This is a genomic window from Thioclava marina (assembly GCF_002020135.1).
Taxonomy (GTDB): domain Bacteria; phylum Pseudomonadota; class Alphaproteobacteria; order Rhodobacterales; family Rhodobacteraceae; genus Thioclava; species Thioclava marina.
Map to the genome: position 1 here is coordinate 1 of NZ_MPZS01000001.1, position 12819 is coordinate 12819.

Genomic DNA, 12819 nt, shown 5'->3' on the forward strand with positions numbered 1-12819 from the left:
GCGGTTGTAGCTCAGTTGGTTAGAGTACCGGCCTGTCACGCCGGGGGTCGCGGGTTCGAGCCCCGTCAACCGCGCCACTTCTTCCTCTCGGACATGTAAAGTTGCGTTGTGAATCGCGCCCCGCTCGCCTATATCCGGGCGAAATTCGGGAGAGTTCGATGCGTTGGATCAAGCAGGTCTTTGACCATATCACCCTGTTTCAGGCCATTCTCTTCGCGGGGCTTTTGGGCCTCGCGCCGTTCACGCCCGAACCGCATATCTGGGAAAAGCTCAAGATGCTGGTGGCGGGCACTCTGGTGCGTCCGATCGACTGGTTCGACCTCTTGCTGCATGGCACCCCATGGGTGATCCTTGCGATCAAACTGGGCCAATGGGTGAAGACGGGACAGACCGGCAAGACCGGCGGAGGTGCGGCATGAAGGATGAACTGGACGCAAAGGCGCTGATCGAACGGCTCGGAGGCGCTGCACGGGCGGCTTCGGCAGAGCTCGCATTCGCGAGCGCGCAAGCCAAGCAAAAGGCGCTCGAGGCGGCGGCCGATGCGGTGCTCGCGCATGCGGGCGACATCATCTCCGCCAATGGCGAGGACATGGCTTACGGCGCGCAAAAGGGGCTGAGCCCGGCGATGATGGATCGGCTGATGCTCGATCAGTCGCGCGTCGAGGCAATCGCGAAAGGCCTGCGTGCCGTTGCGGCACAGCGCGATCCGGTGGGCGATGTGATCACCGAATGGGACATGCCCTCGGGGCTCCATATCCAGCGCGTGCGCACGCCGCTGGGTGTGATCGGCGTGATCTACGAATCACGGCCCAACGTGACCGCCGATGCCGGTGCGCTGTGCCTGAAATCGGGCAATGCGGTGATCCTGCGCGGCGGCTCGGAGAGCTATCATTCGAGCCGCGCGATTCATGCCTGCCTCGTCGAGGGGCTGAAGGCGGCGGGCCTGCCCGAGGATGCGATCCAGCTGGTGCCGACGCGCGACCGTGCGGCGGTGGCCGAGATGCTGCGTGCGACCGATTATATCGACGTGATCGTTCCGCGCGGCGGCAAGGGGCTCGTCGGGCTCGTGCAGGCCGAGGCGCGCGTGCCGGTCTTCGCCCATCTAGAGGGCATCTGCCATGTCTATGCCGATGGTGCGGCGGATCTCGAGAAGGCGCGTGCGGTCGTGCTCAACGCCAAGACCCGGCGCACGGGGATCTGCGGGGCGATGGAATGCCTGCTGATCGACCGCGCGTTCTGGGACAAACATGGCGGTGTTCTGGTCGAGGATCTGCTCAAGGCGGGTGTCGAGGTGCGCGGCATGGGTGATCTGCTGTCGATCGCGGGCGTAACCGAAGCCGCGGCCGACGATTACGGTCGCGAGTATCTCGACATGATCTGCGCCGCGAAGATCGTCGACGGCGTGGATGGCGCGATCGAACATATCCGCCGCTACGGCAGCCAGCACACGGAATCGATCCTGACCGAGGACGATGCGGGGGCGGCGCGGTTCTTCGAGCGTCTCGACAGCGCGATCCTGATGCGCAACGCCTCGACCCAGTTCGCCGATGGCGGCGAGTTCGGGATGGGGGCCGAGATCGGCATCGCGACGGGCAAGATGCATGCGCGTGGCCCGGTGGGGGCCGAGCAGCTGACCTCGTTCAAATACCTGGTGACCGGCGACGGCACGGTGCGGCCCTGAGCGGCGCGTCAGAACCGGATTACGCCGCCAGTTTCGGTGAGCGCCCAGTCGAGGCCAAGCCCCAGCCGCGCCGCCAGGCGCGGCAGCAAGGCAAATTGCACCTGCGCGGGCGTGACGTCGATATGCGCCCCGTCCAGCGTCGAGAACAGCCGTGCATCCCCGCGCGCCTTCTCGGACTGCGCCGCGATTTCCCAGCGCCCACCGCAATCGCGCACGGTGATCGTACCGCCATAGGGCAGGACCGTCTCGAGGCAGAGGATGGACAGGAAGGCCAGTTTCACGAGCCCGCGGGCATGATCGCCCGAGATCTCCCAATGCAGGCGCAGCCTGCCTTGTGCCGAAATCCCGGCCAGAAGCGAGGCGATCTCGGGCTGGCCGAGCTGTTGTTGTTCGCTCGATTGGCCGAAAGCCACGCGGAAGAATTTCACCCGAGCATTGGCTGCCGCGACACTTTGCTCGATCAGCTCGATCTCGGGGCCCTGCGTGGCACAGCTCATGGTGAGCAATTCGAGCCCGTTTGCGATCGCGCCGATCGGGCTGATCAGGTCATGGCAGAGGCGCGAACCCAGCAAGGCGGTCAGGTCAGTCTCGTTCAGGCTTGCCTCGACGGTTTCGAACGGCATCAATATCTCCGAAAGTGAGGGCGCAAATGTATGAGATCCTTGAACCCGGCATGCTGGTACGAAACCCCGCGCAGCCCGACTGGGGTATCGGCCAGGTGCAGTCGCGGATCGGCGAGAAAGTAACGGTCAATTTCGAACATGTGGGCAAACAGGTGATTGACGGGCGAAGAGTCTCGCTTGAACTGGTTTTCCCCGATCAGGGTTGATGAAAGGTTAACACCTGAGCGGGACAGGTCGAGTCACAAAAACAACCTCAGGCTTTATTCGGTGTCTTCGCATATTGCCATGACGGTCAGGGCTTTCTACATCTGCGCCACGACGCGGGCGCCAGGAGGAGATGCGTGAGCGAGAATGCGGCATTCGATATCAGGCTCGCCCGGGGCAGGGCGGATCTCGAGGCCTCGCAACGTCTGCGGTACCGTGTCTTCGTCGAGGAGCTCGGAGGCGGTGGGCAGACCGTCGATCATGACGCGCGCATCGAACGTGACGATCTCGACCCCGTCTATGATCACCTTCTGCTTGTCGATCGCAACCGGCCCGAGGGTGAACATGTGGTGGGCGCCTACAGGCTGCTGACCTCCGACCGCGCTGCCGAGGCCGGTCATTTCTACTGCGACGCCGAATATGATCTGGGGCCGCTGCGCGCCTCGGGGCGCAAGCTGCTCGAACTGGGCCGCTCCTGTGTGCATCCCGATTACCGGGGCGGGGCGGCGATGCTTCTGCTCTGGAATGCGCTGGCCGATTACGTGCTCGCCCATGAGGTAGAGATCCTCTTCGGCGTGGCCTCGTTCCATGGCACCGATCCACAGGCGCTGAAGATGCCGCTTGCCTGGCTCCATCATCATCATCTCGCCCCCGAGGCGTTGCGCGCGCGCGCGCGTCCCGAGGCGTTCCAGCGCATGGATCTGGTCAGCGAAGCCGATCTCGACCGGCGCGCGGCGATGGCGCAGATGCCCAATCTGATCAAGGCCTACCTGCGGCTGGGCGGCTTCGTGGGCGAGGGGGCCTTCATCGACCATCCCTTCAATACGACCGACGTGCTGTTGCTGATGGATACCAAGGCGATGAGCGACAAGCACCGCGCCTTCTATACGCGGCGCTTCGAGGGCAAGGGATGAGCTGGATCGAGGAGGAACCCGATCCCAAACCGCTTGGAACTTTCGATTGGGCAAGGGCGATCGCGCGTGGGGTGATCTGGGGGCTGGTGCTGCTCACCGGCCTTGTCGCGTTGCTCGTGCTGCGCCTGATCGAGCGCCCGATCCACGGGCTTGCGCGCCCCTGGACGCCCTGGATTACCCAGATGGTCTGCCGGATGAGCCTGCCGATCCTCGGCATGGGCTACCGGGTGAGTGGCCGTCCGATGAACAAGATCGGCGCGGTGGTGGCCAATCACGGCTCCTGGCTTGATATCTTCGCGCTCAACGCCTGCCAGCGGGTCTATTTCGTCTCCAAGGCCGAAGTCGCGCGCTGGCCCTTCGTCGGCTGGCTGGCCCGCGCCACCGGCACCGTCTTCATCAAGCGCGATCCGCGCGAGGCCAAGGCCCAACAGACCCTCTTCGAGGAGCGGATCCGCGCAGGCCATCACCTGCTCTTCTTTCCCGAGGGCACCTCGACCGACGCGCGCCGGGTGCTGCCTTTCAAGCCGACGCTGTTTCAGGCTTTCTACAGCCACGGGCTCGACAAGGTGATGCAGATCCAGCCGGTGACGGTGGTCTACCGTCCGCCCGAGGGCGAGGATCCTCGCTTTTACGGCTGGTGGGGGGATATGGAGTTCGGGCCGCATCTGCTGAAGGTGCTGGCCCAACGCCGACAGGGTTCGGTCGAGATCGTCTTTCACACGCCGCTGTCAGTTGCCGATTACCCGTCGCGCAAGGAGCTGGCCTGGGCGGCGGAGGCTGCGGTGCGCGCGGGGCTTCCCTACGAGATCGCGCGGTCGCGATAATAGGCCAGAACATAGAGCCGGATCGCGGTCGCAAGCCCCGCCTCGGTGCCACGAGCGACATCAATTTCAGCGGCCAATTCATTGATGCCGAGGGATTTTGCGGCCGCGATTTCGCGGAACGCGCGCCAGAATTCATCCTCGAGGGTGACCGAAGTGCGATGCCCGCCCAGGGTCAGTGAGCGCTTCTTCGGGCGGCTCATTCCTCACCGCTTTCACGATGGTGACCGTCGAGATCGCGCCGCGCTTTTTCCTCGCGGGCGGCCTCGAGCGATTTCTGCGCTTTGGTTCGGCCGAATTTCGCAGCGTTCTCATCGCCTTGCGCGCGCTTCTTCACACGATCGCGCTGTTTGCGAAACTGGTTGAGATTTGTGATCTTGCTCATGACGTCAGCCTGCCACAGCTCGGGGAGTCGGAAAAGAGGTAGGTTGAGGGCGGCAATCGCCCGATGGCGGCCCGATGGCGGATCGCGAGGGGGCGCTGCCCCCGCTCGCGTGCCGCGAGCCCCCCGGGATATTTGAGCCAATTCGAAGATGTGGGCGGCAACTGCGCCGAGGGCGCGCGCCATGGGCAAGCGGGGTGGGCGAGAGGGGTGTCATCACCGCGGCGTGAAGGGGCGCCGCGCCCGACCGCTTCGCCTTGCCAAGGTCGGAGGCCACGGATAGGGTGCGCGCCGACAAACCGGGGCGAGATGCCCCCAAGGCCCAAGACAAAGGACCATTTGTGATGTTCGTGACCCCCGCTTTCGCTCAGGCCGCCGGTGGCGCCGCCAATCCCGCAGCCGCTTTCGGTCAGTTCCTGCCGCTGATCCTGATCTTCGTGATCATGTATTTCCTGCTGATCCGTCCGCAGCAGAAGAAGGCCAAGGAGCACAAGGCGATGCTCGAGGCGCTGCGCCGTGGCGACAACGTGATCACCCAAGGTGGCATTATCGGCAAGGTGACCCATATCCGTGAAGACGGCGAGGTCGAGGTCGAGATCGCGCAGGGCGTGAAGGTGCGTGTCGTGAAGGCGACCATCGTTCAGGTTCTGTCGAAGACCGAACCCGCCAAGACCTCGGAATAAGCCATATAAGGCCCTTCGCCCATGTTGCAGATCTCGCTGTGGAAGCGCGCGCTGATCCTGATCGTCGTCCTGATCGGGATCGTCTTCGCCGCGCCCAACGTCTTTTACAACCGGGTGGAGGGCCATAACGACGCGCTCTCCGCCGAGGCCAAGGGCAACGCCCTGACGCCCGAGCAGCAGGCCGCCCGGGCCAGCTGGCCCGACTGGCTGCCCTCGGACATCATCAATCTCGGCCTCGATCTGCGCGGAGGCGCCCAGCTTCTGGCGCAGGTCAATGTCACCGAGGTCTACAAGGCCCGCGTCGACGGTCTCTGGCCGGAGTTCCGCAAGGCTCTGGCCGATGAGCGTGCAACGCTCGGCTCGATCCGCCGCGTGAAGTCCGATCCCGGCGTCTTGCGCATCCAGATCGGCAATGCCGACCAGATCCAGGAAGCGCTGCGCATCGCCGAGACGCTGAATACGCCGCTCGCCTCGCTGACCGGCGTGGGGCAGAAGACGCTCGCGATCACCGCCGAGGGCAATCAGCTGGTGATCCAGCTTTCGGACGCCGAAAAAGCCTCGACCGACGATCGCACGATGCAGCAATCGCTCGAGATCGTGCGCCGCCGGATCGACGCGGCGGGCACGCGCGAGCCGACCATCGTGCGCGAAGGCTCGGACCGTATCCTGATCCAAGTGCCGGGGGCGAGCTCGGCGCAGGAGATCAAGCAGCTGATCGGCACCACGGCCAAACTGACCTTCAACTCGGTGATCGGGACCACATCGAACCCGAACCAGGCGACCGGCACCGATGAAGAGATCCTGCCCGCGGCGGATCAGCAGGGGCTCTATTACATCCTCGATCCCCTTCCGGTGGTGACGGGCGAGGATCTGACCGATGCGCGTCCCGATACCGATCAGAACGGCTATCCGGCGGTGGCGTTCCGCTTCAACGCCTCGGCCGCACGCACCTTTGGCGATTACACGCAGGCCAATATCGGCAAGCCCTTCGCGATCGTGCTGGACAACAAGGTGATCTCCGCCCCGACGATCCAGAGCCATATCGCGGGTGGCTCGGGCATCATCACGGGCCGCTTCACCGTCAAGGAGGCGACCGATCTGGCGCTCCTGCTGCGCGCAGGTGCGCTGCCCGCCTCGATGACCTTCCTCGAAGAACGCACGATCGGCCCGGAACTGGGCGCGGATTCGATCGCGGCCGGCAAGCTTGCCGCCGCCGTGGGCGCGGTCCTGGTCGTGGTCTTCATGGTGGCCTCCTACGGGCTCTTCGGGGTCTTCGCCTCCGTCGCGCTTGGCATCAACGTCGCGCTGATCTTCGCGATCATGTCGCTGATCGGCGGGACGCTGACGCTGCCCGGGATCGCGGGGATCGTGCTGACCATGGGCACGGCGGTCGACGCCAACGTGCTCGTGTTCGAGCGGATCCGCGAAGAGCTGCGCATCGCCAAGAAACCCGCCCGCGCGATCGAGCTGGGCTATGAGCGCGCGATGTCGGCGATCATCGACGCCAACGTGACCACCTTCCTGACGGCTGTTATCCTCTTCGTGCTGGGCGCGGGCCCGGTGCGTGGCTTCGCCGTCACCTTCCTGATCGGGATCGTTACCTCGGTCTTCACCGCGATCTGGGTGACGCGGCTGTTCGTGAGCCTGTGGTTCGCGCGCCGCCGGCCCAAGGAACTGGTTCTGTAAGGGAGATCGAGACATGGCATTCCGTCTGAAACTGGTCCCCGACCACACGACGTTCGACTTCTTCAAGCACCAGTTCCTGACCTTCGGGTTCTCGGTGGCGATGGTGCTGGCCTCGGTGGTGCTCGTGCTCACCATGGGCCTCAATCTCGGCATCGACTTCCGGGGCGGCACCACGATCCGCACCGAGGCCGACCAGACCGAGCCGGTCGATATCGGCGCCTACCGCTCGGCCATCGCGCCGCTCGATCTGGGCGATGTACTGATCACGCAGGTCTATGACCCGAATTTCCGCGCCGATCAGAAAGTCGTGACGATCCGCATCCAGGCCCAGGACGGGCAGGAAGCGATCAGCCCCGACACGCAGGCCAAGGTGCTCGAAGCGCTTCAGACCGTGAACAAGGACATCAAGATCGTGGCGACCGAGTCGATCGGTCCCAAGGTCTCGGGCGAGCTGATCTGGACCGCGGTCTGGTCGGTTCTGGCCGCCGTCTTCGCGATCCTCGTCTATATCTGGATGCGCTTCGAATGGCAGTTTTCGGTGGGCGCGGTCGCGGCACTCGTGCATGACGTGACCGTGACGATCGGGATATTCTCGCTCTTCCAGTTCAAGTTCGACCTGTCGATCATCGCGGCGCTGCTGACGATCCTGGGCTATTCGATCAACGACACCGTCGTCGTCTTCGACCGTCTTCGCGAGAACCTCGTGAAATACAAGAAGATGCCGCTGCGCGACGTGATGAACCTCTCGGTCAACGAGACCCTGTCGCGGACCGTGATGACCTCGGGCACCACGCTTCTGGCGCTGATCGCGCTTCTGGTGCTCGGTGGCGACGTGATCCGCAACTTCGTCTTCGCGATGACCTGGGGCGTGATCGTCGGCACCTATTCCTCGGTCTTCGTCGCCAAGAACATCGTGTTGTTCATCGGCCTGGACCGCAACAAGGAGAAGAAGGACCCCGCCGAGCAGTTCTTCGACAAGTCCGATGTCGCTGCTGACTGAGGCGAATTTCGGAGCCTCGCTGCCGATCGACGGCTACGGGCCGGGCTTTTTCCGCGTCGCGGGGGAGGTCCGGCACGGGTCTGTCTGGGTGATGGCCGATCGCTGCGGGGAGTGGGGCGGGTTTGATGACCGCGATACGCTTGCAGCGCTCGCCGGTCAGATCGACCTGCTCTTCGTCGGGACAGGGGCCGATATCGCCCATCTGCCGAAGGATTTCGTGGCAGAACTCGAAGCGAAAGGCATCATGTGCGAGGGCATGGCGACACCGTCGGCCGCGCGCACCTATAACGTGCTTTTGTCCGAGGGACGCCGTGTCGGCTGCGCGCTGATCGCGATGCCCGCGAAGGGAGAGCCGTGATGACGATGCTCTCGGTCGCGGGGCTCGCGGTTTCGCGCGGCGGTCTGCCGGTTCTCGAAAACCTCGACTTCACGCTCGAGGCGGGCCACGCGCTCGTGCTGCGCGGACCGAACGGGATCGGCAAGACTACGCTTCTGCGCACGCTGGCCGGGCTGCAGCCGGCGCTCGCGGGGACCGTGTCGATGCCGCCCGAGAGCATGGCCTATGCCGCGCATTCCGACGGTCTCAAATCGACCCTTACCGTGCGCGAGAACCTGACTTTCTGGTCCTCGGTCTACGCCACCCACGATATCGAGCCCGCGCTTGACCGGATGAATCTGCGCAGCCTGGAGCATCGCGCGGCACTCAGCCTCTCGGCGGGACAGAAACGCCGGCTCGGCCTTGCGCGCCTGTTGGTGACGGGGCGTCCGGTCTGGGTGCTCGACGAACCGACCGTCTCGCTCGACACCGCCTCTGTCGCGCTCTTCGCCGAGGCCGTGCGTGGCCATCTCGCCTCCGGTGGCGCGGCCCTGATCGCGACCCATATCGATCTCGGCCTCGATGAGGCCCGCGTGCTCGATCTCGGCCCGTTCAAGGCCCGGCCGCCCGAAGAGGGCGGGATGATGGGCGCCTTCGACGAGGCTTTCCTATGACCGGGCGTTGCGCGCGTGGCGCGCCGGGATGCCTCCGGCGGGGATATTTGAAGCAGCTGGAAGGTGACATTTTCATTCCAACTGCCCGAAATATCGCGGGGGGTGAGCGGCGCAGCCGCGAGGGGGGCAGCGCCCCCATGCGTCGCTCCGATAACGGAGGCGCGGCATGATCGCATTGCTTCTCAGGGATTTGCGGCTGGCGGTGCGCGCGGGCGGGGGCTTCGGCCTCGGGCTTGCATTTTTCCTGATCGTGGTGACGCTGGTTCCGTTCGGTGTGGGGCCGCAAGGTGAAATCCTTGCGCGGATCGCCCCCGGGATCCTGTGGCTGGGTGCGCTTCTCGCCTGTCTGCTCTCGCTCGACCGGATCTTCGCGCTCGATTACGAGGATGGCTCGCTTGACCTGCTGGTGACCGCGCCGATCCCGCTCGAAGGGGTGGTCAGCATCAAGGCGCTCGCGCATTGGATCACGACAGGGTTGCCGCTTGTCGTCGCGGCCCCCGTCTTCGGCATCTTGCTGCATCTCGCCCCCGAGGCGCAGCTCTGGATGATCGTGGCGCTTTTGCTGGGCACTCCGGCGCTGTCGGTGCTTGGCACATTCGGAGCGGCGCTGACGGTCGGGCTCAAGCGCGGCGGGCTTCTTCTGTCGCTGCTGGTCTTGCCATTCTACGTTCCGACCCTCATCTTCGGTGCGGAGCTCGTGCGCCGTGGCGCCGAGGGGATGAACACCCAGGTGCCGCTTCTGATGCTGGCGGGGATCACGGCCGCGACGATCGCGCTCGTGCCCTTCGCCTCTGCGGCCGCGATCCGCGTCAATCTGCGCTAGGGCATCCGGCGCACGCCATGCTAGGAAAGGCCGAACCGGCCAAAAGGTGAGCAGAACAACAAGATGTCGATCTGGGAATACGCCAACCCCGTCAAATTCATGAAGACCTCGGACAAGGTATTGCCCTGGACGATCGGTCTGGCCGCGGTCACGCTGATCACCGGGCTGATCTGGGGCTATTTCTTCGTGCCTTCCGCCGAGAATTTCGGGGGTTCGGTGAAAGTGATCTACGTGCATGTGCCCGCCGCGATGATGGCGATCAATATCTGGGTGATGATGTTGGTCACCTCGTTGATCTGGCTGATCCGCCGCCACCATGTCTCGGCGCTCGCCGCGAAGGCCGCAGCCCCGATCGGCGCGGTGATGACGCTGATCGCGCTGATCACGGGCGCTGTCTGGGGCCAGCCGATGTGGGGGACGTGGTGGGAATGGGATCCGCGCCTGACCTCGTTCCTGATCCTGTTTCTTTTCTACCTGGGCTATATTGCGCTTTGGGCTTCGGTCGAGAACCCCGACACCGCCGCCGATCTGACGGGCGTTCTGTGTCTCGTGGGGGCCGTCTTCGCGCTGCTCTCGCGCTATGCGGCGAATTTCTGGAACCAGGGCCTGCATCAGGGCGCGACGCTTTCGATGGACCAGGAGCAGCACATCGCCGATGTCTACTGGTTCCCGCTTCTGATGTGCATGGCCGGGTTCGTCCTGTTCTTCGTCGCACTGGTGCTGATCCGCACCCGCACCGAGGTCCGCGCACGCCGTCTGGGTGCGCTCCAGCAACGTGAGCGCATGGCATGACAGATACGACCGGGCAAGGAACGACCGTCACCGATGGCGGTGTCGTCCTCGTGGATCCGTCCACCAAATCTTACACTTACACGGTGAATATCGCCTGGGGCGCTACGATCCTGCTTCTCGTTCTGATCGTCGTCGTCTCGCTGTTGCGGGGCGCGAAGATCAAGCGACAGCTGGCAGAGGCCGAGGCGCGCCGCAAGGGAGGCTCCGATGGTTAAGCCGCTTATGCTCCTGCCGCCGGTGATCTTCGCCGCGCTCGCAGGGCTTTTCATCTGGGGAATGAACCGCGAGGATCCGACCCAGCTGCCCACGGTTTTCGCCGGCAAGGCTGCACCGCCCGTGCAGCTCGAACCGCTGGGTGAGTTCGAGCCCTTCACCGACAGCGATCTGCGCGACGGCAAGATCAAGCTGGTGAATTTCTGGGCCAGCTGGTGCGCGCCGTGCCGGATCGAACATCCCAATCTCGAAGCGCTGTCGAAGGAAGGCGTCGATATCTACGGGGTGAATTACAAGGACACGCCGTCGAAGGCGCAGAAGTTCCTCGAGGATATGGGCAACCCCTATGCCGAGCTCGGCGCCGACCCCAAAGGGCAGATGGCGCTCGATTGGGGCGTCTATGGCGTGCCCGAGACCTTCGTGGTCGATGGCGAGGGCAAGGTTCTGTTCCGTTTTGCAGGCCCGGTGACCGAGCGCGTGATCGCCTCCGATCTGCGCCCGTTGCTGGAAGGCAAGGCCGCCGCGAAATAAAGGTTCCTGTGGTCGGGCGGCTCAACGAAAAGGCCGCGCCACAGGAGATATTCGCGCGGTGGCAAGACCGGGGCAGTCTGCTTTCCAGCCGCCCGAAAGTTCCTGGGGGTGAATGGCCAAAAGGATAATGGAGCCGCCCGCCTTGTCCTCAGGGCTTCCAGTTTCTCAGCCCGCGTGGGTTCAGCTTCGCCCAGTCGGGCCAGTAACCGAGCTTGTCCACGACGACGATCACGATCGCCGCCAGAAACGCCACCGCCGCGATCTTCACATGCAGCATCGAGGGCGGACGGCGCGCCCATTTCGCCATCCGCATCAGCCAGGTGATGTTCACGCCTCACCCTTGAGGAAGCGCACCTTGCCGATAAATGGCAGGTTGCGGTTGCGTTGGGCGAAATCGATCCCGTAGCCCACGACGAACTCGTCGGGGATCTCGAAGCCGGTCCAGGTGGCGCGCACGTCCACCTCGCGCCGGGCGGGTTTGTCGAGAAGCGCGCAGCATTCGATCCGCGCCGGTTTGCGGGCGCGCAGCATCCCCATCACATGTTTCAGCGTGAAACCGGTATCGACGATATCCTCGACCACGAGCACGTCGCGCCCCTCGATTCCCGCGCGCAGGTCCTTGAGGATGCGCACCTCGCGCGTGCTTTCGGTGCCATCCCCATAGGAGGAAGCCTCGAGGAAATCGACCTCGACGGGCAGGTCGATCTCGCGCACGAGATCGGCGATGAAGACGAAAGAGCCGCGCAGAAGGCCGACCACCACCAGCTTGTCGGTCTCGGCGAAGGTGCGGGTGATCTCGGCGGCCAGTTCCTCGACTCGTGCAGCGATCTGCTTGGCCGAGATCATCTGGTCGATCACATAGGGACTCTGCGTCATGATGTCGGGCCTTTGATCGGGTCGCGGGGCTTGAATTCGCCCCCAGCTTTATCGCATCAAGATGCGCAAGGAAACGGAAGAGACATGCCCAAGCATCACGAGAACCGCGTCATGCCCTACAGCGCCCAGCAGATCTACGATCTGGTGGCCGATGTGGCCCGCTATCCGGAATTTCTGCCGTGGAACTCGGCGGCGCGGATCCGCTCGCGCGTAGAACAGCCCGATGGTTCGGTGCTGATGCTCGCCGACCTCGTGATCTCCTTCAAGGTCTTCCGCGAGAAGTTCGGATCGCGCGTGGTGCTGCATCCGGCGGATCATCACATCGAGACCGAATATCTCGACGGGCCGTTCAAATACATGCACAGCCATTGGAAGATGCGCGACCGGCCAGATGGTGGCTGCGATGTCGATTTCCACGTCGATTTCGAATTCAAGAACGCGATTCTTCAGGGTGTGATCGGGGTGGTGTTCAACGAGGCGATGCATCGCATCGTGCGCGCCTTCGAAAAACGCGCCGAAGAGCTTTACGGCGCGCAAGGGTAAGCGCCGCCTCACCTTCGATCGCCCAATGAAAAAGGCCGCCCAGAGAGGCGGCCTTTG

The 12819-nt window shown here is 64.1% G+C and carries 20 protein-coding genes and 1 tRNA gene; 16 read left to right on the forward strand and 5 right to left on the reverse strand.

All coding sequences use genetic code 11. The features are described from left to right. From BMG00_RS00005 to BMG00_RS00015, 3 genes are all read left to right on the forward strand, one after another. Positions 1-77 (forward strand) — tRNA-Asp (locus tag BMG00_RS00005). A gap of 81 nt (positions 78-158) precedes the next feature. Next, the gene (locus BMG00_RS00010; protein WP_078527282.1) at positions 159-419 is read left to right on the forward strand and encodes an RND transporter; all 261 of its coding nucleotides are present in this window, start codon (positions 159-161) and stop codon (positions 417-419) included. Then, positions 416-1681: a glutamate-5-semialdehyde dehydrogenase gene (locus BMG00_RS00015; protein ID WP_078573005.1), complete on the forward strand. Its 1266-nt coding sequence runs from the start codon at positions 416-418 to the stop codon at positions 1679-1681. Before BMG00_RS00010 ends, BMG00_RS00015 begins: the two co-directional genes overlap by 4 nt. 8 nt (positions 1682-1689) lie before the next feature. Here BMG00_RS00015 and BMG00_RS00020 read toward each other — a convergent pair whose 3' ends face one another. Beyond that, on the reverse strand, positions 1690-2304 hold the full coding sequence (locus BMG00_RS00020) for a histidine phosphotransferase family protein (RefSeq protein WP_078573006.1): 615 nt from the start codon (positions 2302-2304) through the stop codon (positions 1690-1692). A gap of 26 nt (positions 2305-2330) precedes the next feature. Here BMG00_RS00020 and BMG00_RS00025 point away from each other — a divergent pair, with 26 nt between their 5' ends. The 3 genes from BMG00_RS00025 (at position 2331) to olsA (ending at position 4246) form a co-directional block, all read left to right on the forward strand. Beyond that, entirely contained in the window at positions 2331-2510 is a 180-nt protein-coding gene (locus BMG00_RS00025) for a DUF3553 domain-containing protein (RefSeq protein ID WP_078527288.1), read from the forward strand. Between the two features lie 135 nt (positions 2511-2645). Continuing rightward, positions 2646-3422 carry an L-ornithine N(alpha)-acyltransferase gene (gene olsB / locus BMG00_RS00030; protein ID WP_078527290.1) on the forward strand — a complete coding sequence of 259 codons (777 nt, stop codon included), beginning with the start codon at positions 2646-2648 and terminating at the stop codon, positions 3420-3422. Beyond that, complete coding sequence (olsA, locus tag BMG00_RS00035) at positions 3419-4246, forward strand: lyso-ornithine lipid O-acyltransferase (RefSeq protein ID WP_078573007.1); 828 nt, start codon at positions 3419-3421, stop codon at positions 4244-4246. Before olsB ends, olsA begins: the two co-directional genes overlap by 4 nt. Here olsA and BMG00_RS00040 read toward each other — a convergent pair. Together BMG00_RS00040 and BMG00_RS00045 are read right to left on the reverse strand one after the other, a co-directional pair. Then, on the reverse strand, positions 4222-4446 hold the full coding sequence (locus BMG00_RS00040) for a ribbon-helix-helix domain-containing protein (protein WP_078573008.1): 225 nt from the start codon (positions 4444-4446) through the stop codon (positions 4222-4224). The two genes, olsA and BMG00_RS00040, sit on opposite strands and share 25 nt — an antisense overlap. Further along, positions 4443-4628 carry a DUF4169 family protein gene (locus BMG00_RS00045; RefSeq protein WP_078527296.1) on the reverse strand — a complete coding sequence of 62 codons (186 nt, stop codon included), beginning with the start codon at positions 4626-4628 and terminating at the stop codon, positions 4443-4445. The genes BMG00_RS00040 and BMG00_RS00045 overlap by 4 nt, the downstream gene beginning before the upstream one ends. Positions 4629-4969: 341 nt before the next feature. On the opposite strand from BMG00_RS00045, the gene yajC reads away from it, so the two are divergent. From yajC to BMG00_RS00090, 9 genes are all read left to right on the forward strand, one after another. After that, positions 4970-5308, forward strand: coding sequence for a preprotein translocase subunit YajC (gene yajC, locus BMG00_RS00050; protein WP_078573009.1), 339 nt, complete (start codon positions 4970-4972; stop codon positions 5306-5308). A 21-nt stretch (positions 5309-5329) separates the two neighbouring features. Continuing rightward, on the forward strand, positions 5330-6994 hold the full coding sequence (secD, locus tag BMG00_RS00055) for a protein translocase subunit SecD (protein WP_078573010.1): 1665 nt from the start codon (positions 5330-5332) through the stop codon (positions 6992-6994). Positions 6995-7007: 13 nt separating this feature from the next. Then, positions 7008-7994, forward strand: a complete 987-nt coding sequence (gene secF, locus BMG00_RS00060) for a protein translocase subunit SecF (RefSeq protein ID WP_078573011.1) — start codon at positions 7008-7010, stop codon at positions 7992-7994. Next, positions 7978-8352, forward strand: coding sequence for an Mth938-like domain-containing protein (locus tag BMG00_RS00065; RefSeq protein WP_078573012.1), 375 nt, complete (start codon positions 7978-7980; stop codon positions 8350-8352). Before secF ends, BMG00_RS00065 begins: the two co-directional genes overlap by 17 nt. Further along, positions 8352-8984 carry a heme ABC exporter ATP-binding protein CcmA gene (gene ccmA / locus BMG00_RS00070; protein WP_078573013.1) on the forward strand — a complete coding sequence of 211 codons (633 nt, stop codon included), beginning with the start codon at positions 8352-8354 and terminating at the stop codon, positions 8982-8984. The genes BMG00_RS00065 and ccmA overlap by 1 nt, the downstream gene beginning before the upstream one ends. 166 nt (positions 8985-9150) lie before the next feature. Continuing rightward, complete coding sequence (gene ccmB, locus BMG00_RS00075) at positions 9151-9807, forward strand: heme exporter protein CcmB (RefSeq protein WP_078527306.1); 657 nt, start codon at positions 9151-9153, stop codon at positions 9805-9807. A 63-nt stretch (positions 9808-9870) separates the two neighbouring features. Continuing rightward, a complete protein-coding gene (locus BMG00_RS00080) occupies positions 9871-10599 on the forward strand; it encodes a heme ABC transporter permease (RefSeq protein ID WP_078527308.1) in 729 nt (242 codons plus the stop codon). Beyond that, positions 10596-10814: a heme exporter protein CcmD gene (ccmD, locus tag BMG00_RS00085; protein WP_078573014.1), complete on the forward strand. Its 219-nt coding sequence runs from the start codon at positions 10596-10598 to the stop codon at positions 10812-10814. The genes BMG00_RS00080 and ccmD overlap by 4 nt, the downstream gene beginning before the upstream one ends. Beyond that, the gene (locus BMG00_RS00090) at positions 10807-11343 is read left to right on the forward strand and encodes a DsbE family thiol:disulfide interchange protein (protein WP_093469835.1); all 537 of its coding nucleotides are present in this window, start codon (positions 10807-10809) and stop codon (positions 11341-11343) included. The genes ccmD and BMG00_RS00090 overlap by 8 nt, the downstream gene beginning before the upstream one ends. A gap of 148 nt (positions 11344-11491) precedes the next feature. Here BMG00_RS00090 and BMG00_RS00095 read toward each other — a convergent pair whose 3' ends face one another. After that, positions 11492-11674 carry a hypothetical protein gene (locus tag BMG00_RS00095; RefSeq protein WP_078527314.1) on the reverse strand — a complete coding sequence of 61 codons (183 nt, stop codon included), beginning with the start codon at positions 11672-11674 and terminating at the stop codon, positions 11492-11494. Further along, positions 11671-12219, reverse strand: coding sequence for a hypoxanthine phosphoribosyltransferase (gene hpt / locus BMG00_RS00100; RefSeq protein WP_078527317.1), 549 nt, complete (start codon positions 12217-12219; stop codon positions 11671-11673). The genes BMG00_RS00095 and hpt overlap by 4 nt, the downstream gene beginning before the upstream one ends. Positions 12220-12303: 84 nt before the next feature. On the opposite strand from hpt, the gene BMG00_RS00105 reads away from it, so the two are divergent. Next, positions 12304-12762, forward strand: a complete 459-nt coding sequence (locus tag BMG00_RS00105) for a type II toxin-antitoxin system RatA family toxin (RefSeq protein ID WP_078527318.1) — start codon at positions 12304-12306, stop codon at positions 12760-12762. Positions 12763-12819 lie beyond the last annotated feature (57 nt).